Origin of the sequence: Runella zeae DSM 19591 (genome assembly GCF_000423565.1) — a bacterium.
Classification (GTDB): Bacteria; Bacteroidota; Bacteroidia; order Cytophagales; family Spirosomataceae; genus Runella; species Runella zeae.
Window position 1 is genome coordinate 135,472 of sequence record NZ_AUIF01000003.1, and the last position, 22,773, is coordinate 158,244.

At 40.1% G+C, this 22,773-nt stretch carries 19 protein-coding genes; 2 read left to right on the top strand and 17 right to left on the bottom strand.

Annotation, left to right across the window (positions count from 1 at the left end):
- Positions 1–25 precede the first annotated feature (25 nt).
- A complete protein-coding gene (locus G563_RS36620) occupies positions 26–1,180 on the bottom strand; it encodes a ribonuclease D (RefSeq protein ID WP_051210670.1) in 1,155 nt (384 codons plus the stop codon).
- A gap of 162 nt (positions 1,181–1,342) precedes the next feature.
- Here G563_RS36620 and clpB point away from each other — a divergent pair, with 162 nt between their 5' ends.
- Positions 1,343–3,976 (top strand): ATP-dependent chaperone ClpB, encoded by a 2,634-nt coding sequence (clpB, locus tag G563_RS0100695; RefSeq protein ID WP_028663592.1) that lies wholly within the window; start codon positions 1,343–1,345, stop codon positions 3,974–3,976.
- 42 nt (positions 3,977–4,018) lie between these two features.
- Here clpB and G563_RS0100700 read toward each other — a convergent pair whose 3' ends face one another.
- Positions 4,019–4,618 carry a hypothetical protein gene (locus G563_RS0100700; RefSeq protein WP_028663593.1) on the bottom strand — a complete coding sequence of 200 codons (600 nt, stop codon included), beginning with the start codon at positions 4,616–4,618 and terminating at the stop codon, positions 4,019–4,021.
- 152 nt (positions 4,619–4,770) lie between these two features.
- Between G563_RS0100700 and G563_RS0100705 the strand changes: the two genes are divergently transcribed.
- Positions 4,771–5,946: an FG-GAP repeat domain-containing protein gene (locus G563_RS0100705; protein WP_028663594.1), complete on the top strand. Its 1,176-nt coding sequence runs from the start codon at positions 4,771–4,773 to the stop codon at positions 5,944–5,946.
- On the opposite strand, the gene G563_RS0100710 is transcribed toward G563_RS0100705, so the two are convergent.
- From G563_RS0100710 to G563_RS0100780, 15 genes are all read right to left on the bottom strand, one after another.
- Positions 5,934–7,070 carry a glycosyltransferase family 4 protein gene (locus G563_RS0100710; RefSeq protein WP_028663595.1) on the bottom strand — a complete coding sequence of 379 codons (1,137 nt, stop codon included), beginning with the start codon at positions 7,068–7,070 and terminating at the stop codon, positions 5,934–5,936. The two genes, G563_RS0100705 and G563_RS0100710, sit on opposite strands and share 13 nt — an antisense overlap.
- Complete coding sequence (locus tag G563_RS33380; protein WP_051210671.1) at positions 7,048–8,052, bottom strand: SGNH/GDSL hydrolase family protein; 1,005 nt, start codon at positions 8,050–8,052, stop codon at positions 7,048–7,050. The genes G563_RS0100710 and G563_RS33380 overlap by 23 nt, the downstream gene beginning before the upstream one ends.
- Positions 8,053–8,055: 3 nt before the next feature.
- A complete protein-coding gene (locus G563_RS0100720; protein WP_157584991.1) occupies positions 8,056–9,246 on the bottom strand; it encodes a hypothetical protein in 1,191 nt (396 codons plus the stop codon).
- Between the two features lie 354 nt (positions 9,247–9,600).
- Positions 9,601–10,761, bottom strand: a complete 1,161-nt coding sequence (locus tag G563_RS0100725; RefSeq protein ID WP_157584993.1) for a hypothetical protein — start codon at positions 10,759–10,761, stop codon at positions 9,601–9,603.
- 425 nt (positions 10,762–11,186) lie between these two features.
- Positions 11,187–12,485 (bottom strand): hypothetical protein, encoded by a 1,299-nt coding sequence (locus G563_RS0100730; protein ID WP_028663598.1) that lies wholly within the window; start codon positions 12,483–12,485, stop codon positions 11,187–11,189.
- 14 nt (positions 12,486–12,499) lie between these two features.
- Positions 12,500–13,216, bottom strand: coding sequence for a glycosyltransferase family 2 protein (locus tag G563_RS0100735; RefSeq protein ID WP_028663599.1), 717 nt, complete (start codon positions 13,214–13,216; stop codon positions 12,500–12,502).
- 128 nt (positions 13,217–13,344) lie between these two features.
- Positions 13,345–14,280, bottom strand: coding sequence for an SGNH/GDSL hydrolase family protein (locus G563_RS0100740; protein ID WP_051210672.1), 936 nt, complete (start codon positions 14,278–14,280; stop codon positions 13,345–13,347).
- Between the two features lie 92 nt (positions 14,281–14,372).
- On the bottom strand, positions 14,373–15,569 hold the full coding sequence (locus G563_RS0100745) for a glycosyltransferase (RefSeq protein WP_028663601.1): 1,197 nt from the start codon (positions 15,567–15,569) through the stop codon (positions 14,373–14,375).
- Complete coding sequence (locus tag G563_RS0100750) at positions 15,569–16,690, bottom strand: glycosyltransferase family 4 protein (RefSeq protein ID WP_028663602.1); 1,122 nt, start codon at positions 16,688–16,690, stop codon at positions 15,569–15,571. Before G563_RS0100750 ends, G563_RS0100745 begins: the two co-directional genes overlap by 1 nt.
- An 81-nt stretch (positions 16,691–16,771) precedes the next feature.
- Positions 16,772–17,725 (bottom strand): hypothetical protein, encoded by a 954-nt coding sequence (locus G563_RS36625; RefSeq protein ID WP_028663603.1) that lies wholly within the window; start codon positions 17,723–17,725, stop codon positions 16,772–16,774.
- On the bottom strand, positions 17,707–18,678 hold the full coding sequence (locus G563_RS0100760; protein ID WP_028663604.1) for a glycosyltransferase family protein: 972 nt from the start codon (positions 18,676–18,678) through the stop codon (positions 17,707–17,709). The genes G563_RS36625 and G563_RS0100760 overlap by 19 nt, the downstream gene beginning before the upstream one ends.
- 39 nt (positions 18,679–18,717) lie before the next feature.
- The gene (locus tag G563_RS0100765; protein ID WP_028663605.1) at positions 18,718–19,902 is read right to left on the bottom strand and encodes a glycosyltransferase family 4 protein; all 1,185 of its coding nucleotides are present in this window, start codon (positions 19,900–19,902) and stop codon (positions 18,718–18,720) included.
- Positions 19,902–21,005 carry a glycosyltransferase family 4 protein gene (locus G563_RS0100770; protein WP_028663606.1) on the bottom strand — a complete coding sequence of 368 codons (1,104 nt, stop codon included), beginning with the start codon at positions 21,003–21,005 and terminating at the stop codon, positions 19,902–19,904. The genes G563_RS0100765 and G563_RS0100770 overlap by 1 nt, the downstream gene beginning before the upstream one ends.
- Before the next feature lie 3 nt (positions 21,006–21,008).
- The gene (locus G563_RS0100775; RefSeq protein ID WP_028663607.1) at positions 21,009–22,001 is read right to left on the bottom strand and encodes a glycosyltransferase family 2 protein; all 993 of its coding nucleotides are present in this window, start codon (positions 21,999–22,001) and stop codon (positions 21,009–21,011) included.
- Positions 22,002–22,086: 85 nt separating this feature from the next.
- A complete protein-coding gene (locus G563_RS0100780) occupies positions 22,087–22,740 on the bottom strand; it encodes an acetyltransferase (protein ID WP_028663608.1) in 654 nt (217 codons plus the stop codon).
- Between the last annotated feature and the right edge of the window lie 33 nt (positions 22,741–22,773).

A 22,773-nucleotide genomic window follows, 5' to 3' on the forward strand; every position in this document is an offset into this window, starting at 1 on the left:
AATCGTAATTTTACACCCAAATGGTTTATTCGAAGTCAGAAAGGTCAATCGCCAATGCATCAGCTGCTTGTTTGATAATGGATTGTTGATAAAGTGGCCCGATCTCAGATAATTTTGATTCTCCACTGATGAGCATGTTTATCATTTCATTACTTAAAATATAAGGTGTTAATAAGCTCCCGTGTTGTTGTTCAATCCAGCGTTTGATAGGCAAAAAAATACTTTCTTTCAGTGAATTGTGGCGACTAGTTCGCTGTTGAATCACCATGACTTGCGGCCCCGTTAGGCTCAATTTTGTGGCAGGCATATTCGCTTGTTGGGCTGCCTTAAATGCCTGCTGATATACTTCAGTTATTTTATGAGCGATAGAAGGGTTTTGGATTCGGTAATGAATTCCTTTTAAGTTCATCCACTCTAGCAATGTATCAGGCTGATATAGTATATCATAAAGGATTTTTTCAGAAATAACTTGATATACTGGCTTTTTGATAATTTGGGCCTGCTCATCTCTAAAACGATACAGCTCATTTAAAATATGCTGATGGAAAGGACTTAGTTCTTTTAGTTCCTTATGGCTTAAAAAGGTAGTTTTGGGTTTAGAGGCATAGGTTTTTGTTTCTAAAAACTTCATACTTTCTCCAAACCATTGCCAGCGTTGCTGGTTTTGGAGCTGTTGGGCAAGGGTATCTCTAAGCGATAACAAATGAATGACATCGTTGGCTGCGTATTCAAGCTGAAGGTCAATCAAAGGGCGTTTTAGCCAATTACTCTGTTGTTTTTTCTTATTGGATTCAATCCCAAATACCTCATTCAATACACTTCCTAAGCCGATTTTCTCGAAGTTAAGCAGTTTACAAGCTACGCTGGTGTCAAAAATATTTTTGGGGCGGCAGCCATGTAAATAGAAGAGCCGCATATCTTCTCCGCTATCATGGAGTACTTTCTCAATGTTAGGGTTTTCTAATAGCCTCCAAAGTGAGTTTAAATCTGAGACGGTAAAAGGGTCAATCAAAAAACACTCTCCCGAAGGGGTAGCAATCTGAATAAGACAAAGGGTAAAACCATAGGCAAAATGATTGTTATCAAATTCAGTATCAAGTGCTATGGTAGTTAGGCCACTCAGATGATGAGAGAGGCTTTCAAACTCTTTTTGATTTTGAATAAAAATAGGGGTTGACATAGCGCCAAAAATAGCAAAAACAGCGCCATTTTGTCTATTGTTTTTAAATAAAACTATAAAAACGTGTCAAAATTTCCGCTTTTATGGAGCGGCACAACTATTGATAAATAAGAGTTAATAAACCGCTAAACATTCTATTGAAAACAAACATAAAGATTAGCCATGAATTTTAATCAATATACCATCAAAGCGCAGGAGGTTGTACAGAGAGCAGTACAAATGGCGCAAAGCAACCAACAACAAGTGGTGGAGACGGGACATATCTTAAAAGCCATGCTGGAAGAAGACCCCAATACATCGCAGTTTTTGGCTAAGAAGTTGAATGTTCCTTTGACTACTCTCAATACAAAACTAGAAAGTATTGTAGGGGCCTACCCAAGAGTGGCAGGCAGTGCCAATACCGAATACCTAAGCAATGACCTCAATGCCGCTTTTCAGAAGGCACAAAGCTATCTTAAAGAATTTGGGGATGAATTTGTGAGTGTCGAACTACTTTACTTGGGGATTGCCGCTGGCAAAGACGCCACTGCTAAACTGATGCAAGAAGTAGGGTTGAAAGAAAAAGACTTATTGGCCGCGATTAAAGAATTAAGAGGAAAAAATAATCCAGTGAAAGACCAGAATGCCGAAGCTAAGTACCGTTCATTAGAGCGGTACAGCAAAAATTTGAATGAATTGGCTCGGGCGGGCAAGATTGACCCCGTCATTGGGCGAGATGACGAAATCCGCCGCGTACTACAGATTTTGGCGCGTCGTACCAAAAACAACCCCATGCTGCTAGGTGAGCCGGGAGTTGGTAAAACCGCTATTGTAGAAGGACTCGCTCAGCGTATAGTCCAAGGCGACGTACCTGAGCAGTTGAAAGATAAGGAAATAGTGTCGCTTGATATGGGGCTACTCATTGCAGGTGCCAAATACAAAGGTGAGTTTGAAGAACGTTTGAAGGCTGTTATCAAAGAAGTAACCGATTCGGATGGCCAAGTTATTTTGTTTATTGACGAAATCCACACGCTCATCGGGGCAGGGGCTGGTGGTGAGGGCGCTATGGATGCCGCCAACTTACTCAAACCAACCCTTGCGCGGGGCGAACTTCATACCATAGGCGCTACTACTACCAAGGAATATCAAAAGTATATCGAAAAAGACAAAGCACTTGAGCGGCGTTTTCAGGTAGTAACGGTAGATGAACCTTCCGAATCAGATGCTATCAGTATCTTGAGAGGTATCAAAGATAAATATGAACTTCACCACGGGGTCCGTATCAAAGACGATGCTGTTATTGCCGCTGTGGAGTTGTCGAGTCGTTATATTTCAGACCGATTTTTGCCCGATAAAGCCATCGACCTTATGGACGAGGCCGCGGCAAAATTACGCCTAGAAATGGACTCCGTCCCCGAAGAACTCGACGACCTCAACCGCCGTATTATGCAGCTAGAGATTGAAAGAGCTGCTATCAGACGCGAAAACGATAAAGACAAAGAAGCGCGTTTGAACAAAGAAATCGCTGATTTGAACGAAGACCGTACCGCTTTGAAAGCTCAATGGGAGCTTGAGAAAGGGAAAATTACCGAAATTCGAACATTAAAGGAGCAATTGGAGCAGTTGCGTCTTGAAGCCGATCAAGCCGAGCGTAGTGGTGATTATGGTAAAGTAGCCGAATTGCGCTATGGTAAAATTCCAGAAATTGAGAAAAAGTTGGGAGAAAATAGCTCTCAAAAACGTAACGAAAACCATACGCTTATCCAAGAGGAAATCACTGCGGAGCATATAGCAGAAGTAGTAGCTAAATGGACCGGAATTCCGGTAAGTAAAATGCTCCAAAGTGAAAGAGAAAAGTTGCTAGGACTCGAAGCTGAGCTTCAAAAAAGAGTGGCAGGGCAAGAGGAGGCGATTCAGGCCGTGGCCGATGCTGTGCGTCGTTCGCGAGCAGGTTTACAAGACCCCAAACGCCCCATTGGAAGTTTCTTGTTTTTGGGGCCAACCGGTGTTGGTAAAACAGAATTGGCCAAAACCTTAGCCAATTACCTCTTCAATGACGACAATGCCATGGTGCGTATCGACATGAGCGAATACCAAGAGCGCCATACCGTGAGCCGATTGGTAGGGGCGCCTCCGGGCTATGTAGGTTATGATGAAGGAGGGCAATTGACGGAGGCCGTGCGTCGGAAACCCTACAGCGTTATTTTGTTAGACGAAATAGAAAAAGCGCACCCTGATGTTTGGAACATTATGTTGCAGGTATTAGATGATGGCCGTTTGACAGATAACAAAGGCCGTTTGGCCAACTTCAAAAATACTATCATCATCATGACCTCCAATATTGGTAGCGAGATCATCATGGAGAAGTTTAAAGAAGCAGGTAATAAGCTTGAGAAAGGCTGGAAACTTTACTTTAAAGAAGAGGCCAAAAACGATGTGTTGGGGCTTTTGAAACAAACGGTTCGGCCAGAGTTTCTAAATCGTATTGACGAAATCGTTCTTTTTGACCCGCTAGGTCGTGATAATCTCAAACAAATCGTTAGAATTCAGTTCAATCATATCAAAGCCTTATTGTCCGAACAGGGCGTAACACTCGATGCCTCCGACGAAGCCCTCGTTAAGCTCGCAGAAGAGGGATATGACCCTGCTTTTGGTGCAAGACCTTTGAAAAGAGTACTCCAAAAACGTATCTTGAATGAGCTTTCTAAGCAGATTTTGAGTGGAAAGATTACCAAAGATTCAGTAATCATGATGGAGCTCGGAGAAAATGAAGAAGTAATCTTTGAGAATGTAACAGACCTGAAAGTAGAGGTTTAAAATAAAACAAAACCCCCGCTGAATCCCAGCGGGGGTTTTGTTTTATAGCTTATTGTCAGCTTTCAGGTATGTTTTGTTACCGTTGGAGTTGATGTAATACTGACCTCCCTTAGGTCCTTGATAAATCGTGCGACCTTTGTCATCTTTTCCGATGGTTTTGTCGGCACCAGCTACTTTTTTACGAGTGCCCATATCAGCTTCTTTGCCGTCGTCATTTTTGGCTACAAGCTTGGGTTTGGTTGTTTCTTCTTTCTTGGGTTTTTCAGCTTTAGCTGTTTTTTCCTCTTTCGGGGCTTTGGCTACTTTTTCTTCCTTAGGGGTTTTTTCCTTTTTTTCAGCTTTAGCTGTTTTTTCCTCTTTCGGGGCTTTTTCCTCTTTTGGCGCTTTAGCTACTTTTTCTTCCTTTGGTTTTTTTTCTTTCTTTTCAGTTTTAGCTGTTTTCTCCTCCTTTGGCGTTTTTTCCTCTTTCGGGGCTTTCGCTACTTTTTCTTGCTTAGGCGCTTTTTCTTTTTTTTCAGCTTTTTCTTCTTTCGGGGCTTTGGCTTTCTTTTCCTTTGCAGGTTTTTTGTCATCTTGTGCGATAGTATCTACCGCTACGCCCAAGCAGCAAAACACTACTAATAGGGCAAACAACTTTTTCATGTGAGTAATCAATTTGGTTATTGGTGAATGAGATATTTCAAAAGTATTGCAAATTTTCAGAATATAAAGAAAAGATTGTGCTTTTTAATTGCTTTTTAAAGCATTAGACGAAGAAGGTACACAACTGTCACCCTATCAATCTTTTTACATATATGAAAAAGCTATTTATTGGACTTACTATAGTGCTGTCATATACAGCGTTTGCTCAAGGAGTGGCTCCTGATTTTAAAATACAAATCGTTGACAATCAAATTGATATTGGGTATGGATTGGCCTTGGGCGATGTGGATGGTGATAAGCGAATAGATATATTGTTGGCAGATCAAAAAGAAATCGTGTGGTATCGCAATGACGGTACCAAAGATACCAACTCATGGAAACGGTATGTAATGGCTTCCAATCTTACTTCCAAAGATAATGTCTGTATTGCCGCGAGGGATATTGATGGTGACGGCAAAGTAGAGGTAGCAGTAGGAGCTATGTGGAACCCTGCCGAAACCAAAGACATCACGCAGTCGGGAGCGGTGTTTTATTTGATTCGCCCTGCTGACCCTACGCAGCTTTGGGAGCCGGTACGATTACATCACGAAATCACCACTCATCGTATGAGGTGGGCCAAAGTCAATAAAGATAAATTTCAGCTTATTGTGGTGCCTTTGCATGGGCTCGGAAACGTTAATGGAGAAGGCAATGGCGTGAAAGTATTGGCATATGATGTGCCCAAAAACCCAAAACAAACTTGGCCGTATCATTTGGTAGATTCGACGCTCCATATCACTCACAACTTTGAGATTTGGGAAGATAAAGACGCTACTAAAATCCTGATTGGTAGCAAAGAAGGAGGAAAAGTGATAGCCTATCAAAAAAATGAATGGAAGCCTACTGGCAAGTGGATTGGCGAAGGTGTAGGAGTAGGGGAGGTGAGAAGAGGCGATTTGCCCAATAAAGGCACCTTTGTAGCGGGTATTGCTCCGTGGCACGGGAATCAACTCGTTGTCTTTAATTCCCAAACAAATACAAAAAAGATACTAACCGACCAACTAAGTCAAGGTCATGCATTGGCCTGTGGTGATTTTTTGGGCTTGGGGTATTCTCAAATAGCCGTGGGCTGGCGAAATCCTAATGCCGAAAAAAAAGTAGGCGTAAGATTGTTTGTACCAAAGGATAAAGCCGGGGAAAGTTGGGACGAATTTGTATTAGACGAAAGCGTCAGGATGGCTTGCGAGGACCTGCAAGCGGTAGATTTGGACGGTGATGGGGATTTGGACATTGTAGCCGCAGGAAGAGCTACGCTCAACGTGCTTATTTATTGGAATCAACGTAAATGAGCTATGCCAGTCAGCATTTCGTGGGCTACTTTTTTGGGTTCAAAAGGGGCCACTAACTGTCGAGAAGCTTCTCCCATTTGGGGTAAGCGTTGGGGATTGTTAACAAAAGAGCGCATTTTTTCTATTAAATCCTCCTTCTGATAAGGATTAAAAGTATATCCATTGACTCCGTTTTTTACTAAATCATCCACACAACCCGAAGGCTCCGACACCAACACGGGCAAACCACATATCATAGCCTCATTGACCACTAGCCCCCAAGGTTCGGATTGGCTTGGCAACACCAGTACGTCGGCCAAAGCGAGGTATTGTGCTACTTTATACCATGCGACTCCTTTTTCGAAACGAATGTTTTTGATAGACTGAGACATTTGCTGTAAATCAGCTTTTTGCTGTCCTTCGCCCAAAAGTACTAATCCCCAATCGGGAGCCTCGGCGCTGATTTTGGCAAAAGCTTCTAAGAGAAAAGGGAGGTTTTTGGGAGGAATGAGCCGGCCTACAAAAATAAAATTATAACGTGCCCAGTTTTTTTCTTTTTTGCGTTCTTCGCGCGTGGGTATAGTAGTTTCGTATTGTTTAAGAATCGTATCGTTATCAACTATGGCGGCTTTTTGGGTAAAAATCTGGGAAGGTTTTACGCCCAACAATTGTAGGTACTGCGCAGACGAACTTCCAAAACAGAAAAATCCATGGGCCATTTTCAATAACCTTTTTTTGACTTGTTCTTTCAAACCTTGGCGTGTATGGTCTCTGACGTTGGATTCATTAGAAATAATTACCTTTATACCCATTAGTTTGGCATAAACCAACAAAACTAATTGGGCAGGGTCGTACCAACCTGTAAGGTTCAAGGCATCGGGACGGTAGGCTCGGATTTTTGTCAACAGCGCTTTTGTACGCTCCCACACACTAATTTCGTCTAGGGATTTTTGGAATAATACTTCGTAGTCATAATCATACCTGTACGCTTCTGCTTCTCCCATATTGGCACGGCTACTTTCCGAAAGGGCAATTTGAACCACATGAATCTGGATGCCATATTGTGGCGCTATTTTATGAAGTTCACTAAATAATTTAGACTTGTAGTGAGCCCAAAGTTGATTATGGACGATGAGTACGCGCATGTTTTGAGAAGTAGGCGTCGAGGTATTGTTTCAAGACTGGATACAAGTGTTTGGCCATATAAGCTTGACCTTTGGCGTTGTAATGAATACTGTCAAACTCTGGACTCCGAAACAAATCCCTAGTCAAAGAGTGGTCTTTCTGGTTGATTTTTAATTCATCAATCACAAATATGTGATTTTTACGGGCAAAATCCAGAATCTCTTTTCCTTGGGAATCATATTGGTTTTGGTCAATTTCGGACAGCTCAGGGTGTAAGTACATAAAAAAAGGAATGCCTAGTGCCTTGGTTGTATCCGCTAATTGTTGATAGCCTGCGTTGAAAGTAGTGCCAAACTTATGAATCACATCATTGGGGGCTGATTGGGTGGCTGGCGATAGCCATTCCTTGAGGGGCACTTCTACATAATGGTAGATAAAAAGATTATAAATATAGCGATGCCAAAACTCGTAGAGAGCTACTTTGTACTGTTTTTCGGGGTAATTGGGGTTTACTCCCACAATCTTGTGATGGCTCATGTTGTCGTAAGCATCATGACTACTCGTCACTAAGCACATTACATCCGCCCCAAAAAGCCCTTTTTTCTTCAAAAAAGCAAACGCATTGTCTGGCCCCCACGACCCCGCCGACACGTTTAGGACTCTGATGGTTTGCTTATAGTGTTGGGTTAATTTTTTTTCAAGAATGGTACTTGCCAAATCATCATGGTCAGTAGGATTGCCACCATTGATGACCGAATCTCCTACCAGCAGTACTACAGTAGTATCGGCAGGATTAATAGGTTCGCTTCTAAGAGAAAACTCATTGGTTTTGACCACATTCCGAAAACGAAAACGGTATTGATTGGGAGCAAAAATATACTCAAAGTCAGGGTCTTCAATGTACAAAGGAGCATTGCAAAAGCCAAATCCAAAGCGTAATAAAAGCTCAAAGATTGCTAAAAGAGCTAATAAAATAAATAAAGATTTTTTTCTAAAACGCATAGTTTAACTTATTGCCTGTTGACTAAAACTAAGACGAGTAATAAGAAAGGTATATATCAAAAAGAAGGTAGTATTAAAAATACTATCGAAGAAGCTATATTCAATTAGTTCAGTCTTCAAAGATTTTTCTAACAAACCTACCCCTAGACTAAGAGCGACTATCAAAGCTCCTCCAAAAATATAGAGCAGAGTAAGCGTATTATAAACACTTCGATGAAAAATCCCCCACAATAAAATTGATAACATCAGTGAAATATTGATTCGATCCATACTGCCATCTGTAGTGACTACATGGAGGAAAAATATAAAAGCACTTGCTGTAATAGCTTCTATTGAAAGTCTTTTTCGTATAAACCCTATAATATTGATGAATACAAATGCAGCCGAAAAAATAATTTGTATGGTTTTCCAATATTCTGGTGTGAGTGTAAACAAAAAACGCCACATCGAGCCATGTATAGGCACCGTCACTCCTGCTTGTACGCGGTTTTGAATCATGGGTAGAAGTGTGTCGTAAAAGGGCAAAAACCAAAAAAGGCAGCTAACTAAAGCTATAGCGGCATAGGAAATTAGAATTGGTACATTGGCAATTAGGGAGCGTTGGGGTTGGTAAATATTCCATAAAATAAGAGGTACAGCCAATACACTTATAGCCATAAATGAAGTAGCAAAACCTAAGAAGAATGCCGACAAATAGATTTGCTTGAACCTATCCTTAGAATAGGAAAAGAAAATAGCCGCCAATGTAAATAAAGTCATAGAACCTTTAAAAGAACCCACCAAGGTGCCAGAGCGTAAAAAGATAGGCGCCATCACAGAAATACCCAAAGCATACAGTAAAATAGGAGAAGAAACATACCTACTTATTTTGAGATTTTTAGAAGTAGGTTGCCAAAGATAAAGTAGTGTTAATAACACATAAACGCAAAGAAGGCTATCAAACCATGCAAAAATCAGTCGATATGAATAAGGACCTGCCGAAAGAGATTCGGCCCAGCCCATCATGAGTTCGACAAGTGGTAGCTGGCTTCCTGCATGGTAGTTCCACATTTGTTGCTCCGAGGCAGTGAATGGCGTATAGGCTCTTTCGTCGGTACGAAATTGCTCACGCAAAGCTACATTGTCATTAAAATCATAAGGGTTGATACCGTTGGCAAGCAATTGCCCCATATCTTGGTCCATCGAAAGGTCCACAAATCGGTTGGTAAAAGGAGACCCTAAAATAATCAGTACCCTAAGTGATATAGAAAATATAAAGAACAAACCTACTAACGATAGTCTGTCGTATAGGCGGGCTACATAGTAGAGAATTAGTGCAACTAAGTAAAAAGCCACTGCTGTAAAGAATACGTACCAATCTAAGAGCAACTTGGGTGACTTTAGAAGGGAGTAAACATTTAGACAAAAACCACCGATACAAACTGATAGAAACAAAACCAAGGCAATTTTGTCAATCAATAATCTTTTAGGGAGCGAAAAGCCTAACAGAGAATCAGTTGGATCAAGAGAAGGCTGATTTGTGGATAAATCCATAGTCTAAATAAAATTCTAATGGTTGGCAATACCCTCATAAATTAAGATTTCGGGGCTTTCCTTTTTTAAGCTAAAACTATACTCAGGGAACATTTCCTTTAGGGAAGGGCCTGCATGAGAATCTAAATAATATTTATGTAATACACAGTATATTTTTTCCGCTTTTCCCAAATACTGATGTTGTACAAATCCGCCTGCTTGTGATGCCTTAAAGTTAAAACCACTCAGAAGCTTACGTCCATATTTAACCTCTACATTGAGAGAGGTGGGGACAAAAAACCAAATTCGACCAAGGGCATTTGCATCATCATGAGTGTGAATAAAATCTAAATCTTCTTGGGTGAGGTGTTTGAGGGTATATCCCGAATTACCTACAATGTTATTTTGGTAAATTTCCCATTTTTTTGCGCCATAAATAAAAACGCCATTGGCAAAGTTTATAATAAAAAGAAGGGTAAGAGCTATTTGTCCCCATCGTTGTTTTTGGCTTAAAAACTGCAATAAGAGTGGTAAAAAGAGATATGCCATTATCTTGAGATGGCGATATTCAATGGATATTTCGGCACCTGTATTGTAGAAAAAAAGGAAAATTACACAATAAAAAATATAAAAACCCAAGAATACAGTTTTAAGAATACTATTTGGCATTTTTACAGTGATCAGCAGTACTACACCAAAACTTAGCGTTGAAATAATACCATATAAAACGGCTACAGGGCTATAAGCGACTGTATTAAGTTTAAGATAAAGCTCTGATAAATTGAACCATTGAGTAAGAGGATAGCCTAAAATCTCAAATGAACTAGATAACGGAACAAATTTAATTGCGCTTCCTGTAGTAGGATTGGTCCCTAGACGTAGAAAAAATACTTGAGTAACTAAAAAGTAAACTATGGCACAAATCCCTACTACTAAAACCGTATATAAAGAAGACTTTATTCTTCGTGAACGATACCAATCTTCTATAAAAAAAAATCCTGCACAAGTAGCGATTGCCCCTAGGCCAATAGTATAGGAAGATTTGAGTACAAAACAAACAAGCGAAATAAGAAGTAAGCTTACAAAAAGCAAACCATAACGGTGACGATATTTTAGGAAGAAATAAATGCTCCAGGGCTGTCCCCCAAAAATTAATAATTCACCGCCTGTATAATTGATAAAGTTGGTAGTAAACAAACGAGAACTAACGAGCATCATTAAGCAAATAGCAATGATAGAGGGCTCTACGGAAAACTGTTCGTAGACTTTTTTCCAACCAATGAGCCCAATAATGGAAAAAAAAACGGTAGTGATTAGACTCGCCGCCCCAAGCGATATATTTGTTAATTGGCTTATAGCTCCTGGAAATAAATATTGTCCCGGAGTCCACCAAGTCAAAAATAGAGAAAGGTCTTTTTGGATATTAGAAGGATGGGGCAAGGTCATTTTATTGAAGTCCCCTCCCATTATCATTTCCGTCCAGACAGCGAAAGAAGTTCCGGGATCTTCGCCAATTACCTGTGGAATAAAAACACTTGATACAATGAGAATAAGAAATACCAATAAAATGTAGGCATACCACCCAATAAACTGCGTCTTCATTTAAGATTGTGAAGTAGGGTTCAGGTCTGAGAAAGAGCCAAAACAGGTTTGGAAGATTTTAAGCCAGAAAAACGGATAAAGAATGCCTGAGTAAGCCATGCACTAATATCTATCGTTTGGCCTCCAGAAGCTAAAGCTACAAACAATAACAATGAAAAATAAGCAATAAAAGTGGATGCAGGGTTTGTAGGGTAGCTGTATTGAAGGAGGTTGGTCATTCCCAACAAAAACCAAAAACCATTATAAAATATAAATCCTAAGATACCCAGATTGACCCAGGCTTCAAGCGAAGGCACGTCAAAAAACTGGGATTTGTATCCTTCTCCAAATATAATAGTGCCTATTGAAGCTTGGTTGAAAAAGAAATCAGTGGCATATTTCCAACTAAGTACTCGATATAAGGAGGAGTGGTCAATTCCCCCTTCACCTGCTGTAGGCTCGCTCGTTTGCACCCCAGTAATAGTGTATATCACTCTTCCAAATCGACTTGAAAACGCTTGATAGTTTGACGTGACGGCTGTCGTAACAAAAGTCAGCTGAGATAGAGATAAGCTTATTATGATAGCAATGCCTCCCACTATTTTTAAGGTATTTTTGGAGAATAATGCTTTTACTACTTTGATAGAATTGAACATAAAAGCTACGAATGTGATGACTACCAATGTAATGATACTAGTATTGGTACGGCAAAGAATCATCACTACTACCGAAAAAATTACCAAAAAAAGATATACAAGCTTATACAAAAAGCTATTGGTACGCTGTACCATAATCATAGAAGCCACAATGGTCATCAGGGCATTATTGGCGTAAGTGTGTGGGTTGCTTTGGGCGGTATTGGCGGCATAGCGAATACCTGCACGCTCTCCAATATGCCAAGTAGGGTCATTTAAGATAACGTACAGTAGCCCAATACTAGCAAACAAGGTATACAAGATAAGGGATTTTAAAAGAATATCTGTCTTGTCATTGGGATAATAACACATCAACAAGAAAAAAGCGATAGGAAGTACATAAGTAAGCATCTCCTTACTTCCTGTAGGCGAACCATTGATACCAGGGTAATATTGCCAATATACCCAAGCAACCGCAATAAAGCCTAGCCAGAAAAAAGATAAAACCCGGTTGGGGAAATAAATTGTTGAGAAAATATTTTTAGGAAAAATAAGCAAGAAGCCAATTACCCAAAATATCATTGTAAATACACTACCGCTAGGGCCAATCCGAAGCCCATCCCTAAAAAAGAATATAATTGGGTAGGAATTCCACAACATATGAATTCCTAGGGCTTGGCGATAGTATTTTAAATCATTCCACATGTTACACTGATTGATTAACTAAATAATCCATACCGTAAAATACAATAGATAGCTCGAAAGCCATCTTTCCAATTAATTTTTTTGCCTTCGGCATAGGTACGTCCGTAATAAGAAACGCCTACTTCGTATATTCTAATATTAGGAATACGGGCAATTTTAGTAGTGACCTCAGGCTCAAACCCAAAACGCTTCTCTTTCAACTCCAGCCCTTTAATCATGTCAGCCCTAAACAACTTATAGCATGTTTCCATGTCGGTAAGGTTGAGATTGCTAAACATGTTGCTCAAAAAGGTCAGGATTTTGTTTCCGATAGAGTGCCAAAAAAACAGAATCCGGTGTGCTTTACCTCCCATAAAACGAGACCCAAATACCACATCAGCATAGCCATCGACAATAGGCTGAAGCAAAATGTTAAATTCTTGAGGATCGTATTCTAAATCAGCGTCTTGTACGATAATATAATCCCCCTTTGCTTGACGTATTCCTGTGTGCAAAGCTGCCCCTTTTCCTTGGTTTATCTCATGCTTGTAATAACTGATAGATACTGTTGGGTTTTGATTTTTAAATTCTAAAACCCTGGCTTCTGTATTGTCCTTTGAGCAGTCGTTTACAACAATAATTTCTTTTTCAAATCCCCCGATCAACTTTACCGCTGCAACTGCTTTTAAGACCACTTGGATGGTTTTTTCTTCGTTATATGCAGGAATAATTACACTAAGTATTGGGCTCACAATAGATTTTTATTTATAGTCTTTGGTGAATTCGTTTAGCAAAGATAGTCCTTGATTTTACTTTGCGTTACAAAGTTGATTTTTTTACTTTGTATTTCAAAGTGAAATTTGGCTTTTATTTAATCTTCTCAATTCTTTCTTGTTAGATTGCTATCATTGAGGTATTTATAAAGGTTTTGTGCAAATATACGGCTACCATTGTCACTCAAATGACACAAATCACAATAATAATCTTTTTGTCGGGGCATTTGTTGATCCATGTCAAACAAGAAAGTATGATATTGAGCGGCTAATTGACGAATGACATCATTGTGGACTTGGACTCCTTGTCGTACATTGATGGGGTCGCCCCAAAGCCACAGAGGAGAAGGGTATTTGCACGTGGCAAAATCCCGATAATCAGTATAGCCTCCATTGCCAATTACGCTCTGTGGTACATATAATGCATAGGTCATTAGAAGAACCTTCTCTTTTTTTGCTTGCGCTTCCTTGATAATTCCTTCTACGTTATGACGGTATGCTTTGGCAGTTTTAATGTCGCTTCCGTATTGAATATAGTCTGGATTGATCTCTTGAAAATTCAAAAATTTCTTACCCTTCAGTTTGTCGATAAGCAAGTTAACACTTTTGTGAGCAATAAAGGGCAGTACCGTCCAGTTCACTTCAGGGTGACGATTCATGAGAGCCATATCGTAGTACCACAAAATATGCTGATAGTCGTCCGAAAAATCTTTAGGAGGGATGTTGTTGAAACGATTTTCGTTGATAGCTTCATAAAAAATAACCAAATCAAAATGCTTATCGTGGAGCATTTTGTACTTATAAAGGTTGTCAAGAGAAGTATGCGCAGGGGTGGCGGCGTTATATATTTTTACTTTTGGATTGCTGAGATGTAGAAGTGAGTCCAGGGTTTTGTTGATTTGTCCACCAAATTCTAAACTCATAGCTGAGCCACCCAAAATTAGAATGTCATAAGTATCTTTGTTTTTTGCAATATCAGCTTGAATAATAGTCTGAAGTTCAGGATAAAATTTGTTACTAGGTTGCCAAAAAGGGTATTTCATGATAAAAAGAGCAAGTCTTCCTATCAACTCTAAAAACAGAAAAAGTAACAAAATTGAGATAGATCCAAATATAAGAGAGCGTTTTGATGACTTCATAGCAACAATATTTTTTTGCAGAATACCTCTGCTGTGTGATCTTCTAGGTATTTTTGGCCATCGATAGTAGCCGACGGATGATTTAGATAATACTTAATAGCCTCGGCAATGGCGGCGGGCTTCTGTGGTGCTACTGTGAGGCCAAGTTTATATTGATGTACTAGCGCCCCCATAACTCCGAGTTTAGAGGCTATCATTGGTTTACTGTATTTGGCGGCGAGACCCAGAATATTGCTTGAACTAAAAAAATTGATGTAAGGTACCAGTACAACGTCGGCAAGTTTGATGGCCTCATTGGTATCATTGGGGTTAAAAAAACGAATATGCTTCACAAAACTTACATCAGGAAATTTTTTTTCAGCTTTTTCGATAGCCGAATACAAGGCAGTTTCATAACCTATTTCGGGCTCACCACATATCAAGATGCACATTTGCTGATGTTGGGTGGTCGAGAGGCTGGTGAGTGCCTCCAAAATATTGGGTACATTCTTTCTTTCGGAAAGATGTCCATAAATCAAAAAAATCATCTTCTCAGAAGGAATCCCGTATTTATCTTTAAGGACTTGGGTGGCAGTGGTAATAGGCAAGCCAACATCAATAGGGTCGGGTAAATACTCAAACCTTGAACCAAATTTTCTGTTGTACTCTTGCACACCTTGTTTGTCATTCAGAATAAAAATTTGGTCAATTTGAGGATGACGTAGCATCCACTTCATTTGTAAGCCTTTGCGCCATCCTCGCCATTCGCGTTTTAATTTGGCTTTAAGAGTGGAACCATCTTCATAATACTTCCTAAAAGGTAAAAAAAGTAAACCCGCGATTTTGATACCTAGTTTGGGAATAAAAGCCTTGCCTAGTTCATACTGGAAAGCATCTATGTGCATAAAAACCAGCCGTTGGGTATGGTACCGCTCCACCAAAGACTTTAGATAGTTCATCTCAGCGGCGGCTCTTGCTATCACACCGGCGTGGCTCAAGATAAAATCCAAATCTTCGGGCTTGATATAGTAAAAATTAATCATTGATTCGTCTTTTTGAAAACGAACCTTTGCACCTTCATGCAACACAAATACGAACTTTTCTCTGGTAGTTGGAGGAGATTGTTTGAGATACTCTACCAAAAACTGTAAATAATCCAAATGGTGGCCGCTAATGTCGCGGTCGTAGATGAGGGTACGTTCGGGTAGTTGCATTATTTGTTTACTAATTCTTTATAAACGGCCAAAGTCTGCTGAGCCGTATTTTCGGCTTTAAAATCAGGAAGTCGCTGATAGCCACGCATACGCATGAGCTGCCGAAGCTCAGTGTCATAAATTACCTTCTCTACCGTTGCTTGAATAGATTCGGGCTTGTCGGCTTCAAAATATACCCCTGCGTCTTCCGCGATTTCGTTAAAAGAGGTACCATCAGTAAGAGCAACGGGGCATCCGCAACTCATAGCTTCTAGGACAGGTAATCCAAAGCCTTCCATCAGGGAAGGAAAAACAAAGACCTGTGCTTTTTCGTATAATTCTACCAGAGTACTATCATTAAAAATAGGATGATAGACAATTTGGTCTTGCAGATGATTTCGTTGAAACAAGGTTTTTTCTTCTGCCTTAAAACCACCGCCACCAGCGCATACCAACTTCAAATCTTTGTCTTTGAGCAATGTAGGTCTAATTGCTTCAACAAAACCTACAAAATTTTTATAATGATCTCGATTCCCAACAAACAATACGTAGCGTTCTGGAAGAGTTAGGTTGTTTAAACCTTTGGTTTTGAGTACCTGCTTGGCTAAATAATTCCCCAAATGAACAACCCTGATTTTTGATTCATCTATTTCAAAGTGCTCCAAAATTCCCCTTTTAGTAGCTTGAGATACCGATATGACTACATCGGCACGTTGGAGTAGCTTTTGTTTTAAACCCGAAAGCCCTTTCCCGAATACAGGATATGTTTCCCCATATTTTTCGCTAATGACGTCATGAAAAGTCAAAACTAGGGGCTTAGTACCTATCTTATTCAAAAAATAAGAATGATAGTAGGTAGGGTGAAAAATATCAAAATTCCCTTGAGAGAGCTTGGTAGAGCTATAGAGCCTGTTGAGGCGTGAAAATACTTGATTGGCTCGGCGGTTTTTAGCGAGTTTTTGATAGCCTACGGGATGTGAATAGCTTACTTCTTTCAAATATTCGCTGTTTGAAAACTTAATCGCTAGTTCAAATTCAATGTCGTTTCGTCCACTAAAAGCATTCATCAACTCATAAAAGTATCGAGAAATACCGCCGTATTGGGTACCAGTAAAGGTCTGGTGATCATAAAGGACTTTCATGCAACACTATAAATTGATAAAAAACTGACCGCTTTTGGCAGATATTTCCCGCAAAAGTACAAAAAAACTAACAGCTATGGGCTATTTAGTTATTTTATGGTAAAGCGGAAAATAAGAAATAGTATCAATGATGCCTTGGAGTTGTTTTTTGAGCAAGTGCTTCCATGCAGGCATCACCGGAAAAAGCGCCGAACGAAGAGAAAAAATAACAGGAATCTGAGACGTGTGTTGTTGAAGTTTTAATAAATAGGCTTGAATAAGTGGCTCAACCCCTGAAGTATGAATGAGCTTTGAGAGGGTTTTGTTTTTGACGAAGCACTCTCTAAAATTGATAAAAATTAATTTGTCGGTCTGATTTACGGTCCATTCAGCACCCCCAAAATTTAATGTGCGTTCATGAAGATTATGAAGGGCTACATTCCAACCCGTGTTTTTGCAAACAAAAACGTTTTTAAAAAATATAGGAACGTAATTGAGCCAAAGTTGGTCGTGATTCATACCCTGACAAACCTCAAAATGGGCGCGGTCGGTGAGTCTTCCTTTCCACCACTTCAAAAAGTGCGAGTTGTTGTGGGTATTGCGGATAGCCCAAAAACCATTATCGTACATTCCCGTATTTAAAAACAATTTTTCATCGCCATAAGTGGCTTTCCCAAATTTGTGTATGATACGCGGGGTTAACACAATTTCATGTTGTTCCACAACCTCAAGTATTTCTGCTACATCGCCCACAAAAAAAACAGTAGGGTCAACATACATGAGCGTTTGGCATTGTGTTTTTTGCAAAAAATATTCGGCAAAAAAAGGCTTAGATGCTGCGATGAGTGAAGCTTCATCGTAGCGTTGTTGTAAAAGCTGTATCTCACTTAGTGGTAGGTCGTTGAGAGAAATAATATTACTATCGGAGACCGTAGGATTAGCATCTACTATTCCTATTTTAAAAGAAATATGGGAAGGAAGACTCTCGCCTAATACCTTAGTAAAAGGAAGCTGTGCGACAGTACAAACGGTAAATATCAAAGTTTGGCTAGCCATTTTTCAAATGGTTTTTTTAGAAATTCTCTTACACGTAGGTATTTATAGAGAGGTTCAGGTTTAATATAAAAGCATGAGAATTGTCGATAGTAAGCGTTGTGATTTTGTAATAACTCTGAGCGATAAAAATCAAAAAGAGCTACCAAATCAGGTCTTTGCTCAAAAGTAAATCTATCTTGATACTTAGAAATGACGTTGGGTTTGGCGGGGTCATAACCACTATAGTGAAAAAACACCACAGGTAGGTTATTGACAGAATGCGTGCCTTCTTTGAAAGAGAAGCGACGCTCGTGCAGATTCCAGTAGGCGGCGTTCCAGCCGGGATGTTTTTCAACGTGGATGTTGTTCCAAAAAATTGGGGCAAAATTCACCCAATTTTGATCTACAAAAAGCCCATTACATAAATCTATCTTACATTCATCAAAAAGTTTTTCTTCCCACCACTTCACAAAATCAAGTGCTTCGGGGCTTTTTCTTAAAGCAATAAAACCAAGATTGTAAACGCCTGTATTTAAGTGATGAAGCTCATTGGGTGTAAGTTGGTCATCAATAGGCGTAGTTAGATGAGGAGTAAGTACAAAATCGTGCTTTTGGAGGAGATTCTCTAACTCTGTCAGTGGTTGATAGACAATGATATCGGGGTCAAAATAAATGACATTACTGACTTGGGGAACACGTTCAAAAAAATACCTAAAGAAATAAGGTTTTACTGCCGTATTTAGCTCGGTGATGTTGTAGTGTTCACACATTTCTTGAAGGCTACTGATGCCTATATTATGCAACTCCAACAGCTCGAAATCTGGAAGCATATCAGGCGGCACTTGGGCTACATCTAGCCGATCTACAAGCCCAATGATAAAGCGAATGTGAGGGTTGGTTCGCCTCAATGAGTCGCCTAAAGTGCGAGCCTGAGCCAGATAGTTGATGGAGCAAAGCGTAAAAGCTAATGTCATTGTCAGAGAGATTTTTATTCAACAAAAAAGACAGCCCCTTTAATGGCATAGTTCGTGTACGATTTTCATCACATTGTCTACGCTTTCAATTGTAGGATGTCGTTCCAGCACTTTGCGTTTAGCATTTTGGCCTAATTCATCTCTCAAAGAAGGATTTTCGATGAGTTCAATGATTCGGTCGCTCATTTGGGTTTCATCCAGATAGTTCACCACAAAACCTGCATCCGTTTCGACTAGCTCAGGCGTCCCGCCTGCTTTATCAAAACATACAATTGGCTTGGCTGCTAAAGCACTTTCTAGTACTACCAAAGGGTAAGGGTCTTCGCGAGAGGTAAGAGCAAAGACATCGAATTGACTCAAATATTGAAAAACTTCGGAAGTAAGTCCCACGTGAATGATACGGTCAGCGATTTCCATTTTTTCGGCATCAAATCGCTGCACCTCATAAAGTTCTGAATTAGGATTCATACCTACCCATACAAAATAAATAGGCTTAGTTTGGCATCTTTTGATTACTTGCTGAGCTACCATCATAAAGACGTCGTTGCCTTTGCGCCACTCGGCATGTCCGCATCCACCTACCAAGATAGCGTTGTTAGGAAGCCCCATTTTTTTTCGGATATCTACTTTTTTACCTTCTTCGATATTTTTAAGAATTTGGGGAGCGTCTATAATTTGGAAGGTGCTAGTTTGGTGATGTGGGTATTGATAGTTTTTATGGAAATAATTTGCCACCGCTTTGGAGACCACAATGAGGTGGTTGGTTCGGCTCATCAAATAATCCATATCAGAGGGATCACTGAATTTTTTAATGGACATCTCTAGCTCGTGGGCAAATAAAACCGTGGGCGCAGTTAGGAAGGTGAGTTGATGGTAAGTCGCTGCCGAACCGATGGTGTTTACAAAAATAAGCCCAAAATCTTGAGCCATCATATAATCACGAAACTTCTGCCACCGCCTTTCTAATATCCTTTGTTTCAGATAGTTTTCGAAACCTAATATTTTTAGAAACTGAGATAAAAACCCATTCAGATAAACATCGCCCAAGCGAGGTAATCGAGTGGTGGGAAGTAGCGCCCTGAAATCATCCTCAAGGGGACCATCACTGCACAACAATAAATGCATGGAGACGCCCCGTTGTTTCAGATGCTGTAGCAATTGCAACAATACGATTTGACCTCCAGCGCGGTTAGCGTCATGGCTTATGAAAAGGATTTTCTTCATTAAAAATTCGCTAATAAATTCTGCCAGTTTCCTAGCTGCTGATGTATATCAAACTCCAAACCTCTGTTTTTCAGTATGTTTTTGTCAATTTTGATAGTACCGTTCATTACGTTTTGCATGATTTGGGCGAGTTTAGGAATATCAAAAGCTGGTGCAACTTCTCCCATACCAGGCAGTACAAACTCGCTGATTCCGCCGGAGTTGAAACCGACGATAGGTTTTTGGAGATAGGCTGATTCAATCATCACAAGAGGAAAAGGGTCTTCGCGTGAAGTGAGTACAAACCCATCGCAAATATTGAGATAATCATAATAATCTTGCCCACCTTTAGGCCCTAGTGCGATGAAATTCAGGTTTTCGCGCTTTACCCTTTCTTGTAAATAGTACGAAACCCCGTATTCGCTATAGCTTCCTAACCATACAATGTAGGCGTTTTTGGGAAGATGTGATAGCAAGTCGGGGACCATATCATATCCTTTCCTCATGCCCATGGTACCTGACATGAGCCAAACAAAAGCATCTTTTGGGATACCAAGTTGTTCTTTAAGAGTGGCAGGGTTTTGTTGGAGGGGGATTTTGCCCGTATCAATGAAAGAATGTAAGAGCTTGACATTGGGAGCGCCCATTCTTTGGAGTTGTTGTACTACTATTTGCGAACATCCAATGGTGGTTTGGGCATGCGTCAACATTTCGGCAAAAGAATCGGCGCGTAATGTTTCGAAAGTTTCCAAAAGTTCATGAACGTGTACTACATAGGGGATATTTAGCTTACGGGCCAGTCGGGCAAACTGAGGCATCGTAATCGTGTTGAAGTACCACAAATCGGGCTTAAATTCTTGATGAATTTTTTTGATGTAGCTCTCTTCGGGAGTAAGGCCAAATGTGCGATGATAAACAGCTTCGACGGCATAGTATGGTAGCCCACGATGAAACTTATGGATGTAAGTCGCGTCGGCGGGGGAGTTTTTTGCAAACAATTCTCCTGCTTGGCGCGAATAAACGGCGGTCTTTATCTCACTTCCTGCTAAGTGTTTTATCAAATACCAAAGCACCATCTCCGAGCCTGTCCGCGCTCCGGTAGGGGTAAAAAACAAAATTTTCATGCGTTAGACATGGCTCTTTGGGTCGAGCTTATAAAAGTAAGGCTTGTTGCGAATGATTTTCCAAAAATAGGTAGAAAACAACCAAACTTTACGTGTAAAGTCTTTTTGTTGTTCAAGTTGGCCAAAAGGATTGCGGAATTTAGAGATATTGAGTGCTATTTTCCAGCCAAAATACACCGGTATCATCAAATAATAATTGAGCATTAAACCTAAGTATCGGCCAATGCCGAATTCTTTGCGTACCCACACAAGGTTAGATAGCTGAATTTGCGGATAAAACTTATTGACAATCGTAATGAGTACATCTTTTCGTTTGGGGTTGCTTCCCCATTCGTGATGTATATAGCCACAATCTTCAAAAACCTTGAGTTTGCCAACACGCCCTAAACGACAGTTCCATTCGACATCTTCTCCGTACAAAAAGAAGTCTTCATCCATATATCCTGCCTTTTCGACTACTTCACGTTTGACGAGTAAAAAGGCAGCCGGAATCCAATCGACTTGGTCAGGGTCGTTGTAGTGGGTTTCGGGGATAAACTTTTCTAGCAACTTCTCAAAAATACGCCCTGGAGGATGTACATACAGGGAGCGTTTAAAAACCGCTAAACTTCTAAAAAAAGGACGGGGGGTTTTGTCCGAAAACAATTGAATGCCTCCGCAAGCAGCAGTATCAGGTTGGGTATCTAATCGTTGGACACAGCGGCTGATGATATCGTCGAGGAGCTCGGTGTCAGAGTTGAGCAGCAAATAGTAGCGACCTTTTGCGGCTCTCATGCCTTTATTGTTGGCTCTCGAAAAACCAGCATTGTAGCCCATATCAAGCCACTGGATTTCGTTAAACTCTTGTTGAATAATACCCTTGGCTCCGTCTTGTGAGTCGTTGTCGACCACGATTATCTCAAAACTTACCCCTTTTGTATGCGCATAGATAGAGCGAATACAATCGGTCGTCAGTTTAAGAGTTTTATAATGAATGATAATAATTGAAACGTCCATTCAAAAGTTATATCGAAAAAACACTCCCTAAACACAGACAATTGGTAGAGTCAGTGCCAAAAGGTGAGTGTTGAAAGATAATGAATTAATAAACCTTATAACTCGGAGTAGGTCTTTTTTCGGCTGGGTTACCCATATATACACCCCAAGCTTCGGTGTTTTTGGTGATAGAGGCTCCCATCGCTACGAGCGTTCCTTCGGCGATAGTAGTGTAGTCGCGAATGGTAGAGTTTACCCCAAAAAAACAATAAGATTCTACTAAGCAGTGCCCCGACAGTACCACATGAGAAGTGAAAAATACATGATCTTTGATAAGACCATGATGACCGATGTGGTTGCCACTCCAGAGTACACAATTATTACCAATTTTTGTAAAAGGTTGAATCGTATTATCTTCTAAGATAAAGCAGTTTTCCCCGATTTCATTGCCAAACCAAGTTGCTTTTGAGCTGATATAAGAAATAAATTCATATCCTTTTGCTTTGGCTTCTAAGTAAACTTTCTCCCGATTTTTGTTCATTTTGCGTCCGGTCATAGGAGCAAAAAACTTAAATTCAGTAGGAGGGAAAAACTTTTCTACGTCTTCAAATGCTACTACTGGGAGTCCCCAAAAAGTAGTTTCTTTTAAATATTCTTGATTGACCGTGAAGGCCACTACATCGTGTTCGGAATCGTGAGTTAAGTAAAAGTGCGCTAATTCTGCGGTATCTAGTACTCCAAAAATTACAACCTTCGCCATGTATGTTAAGTGTAAAAAGTGTGAAGTATCCAA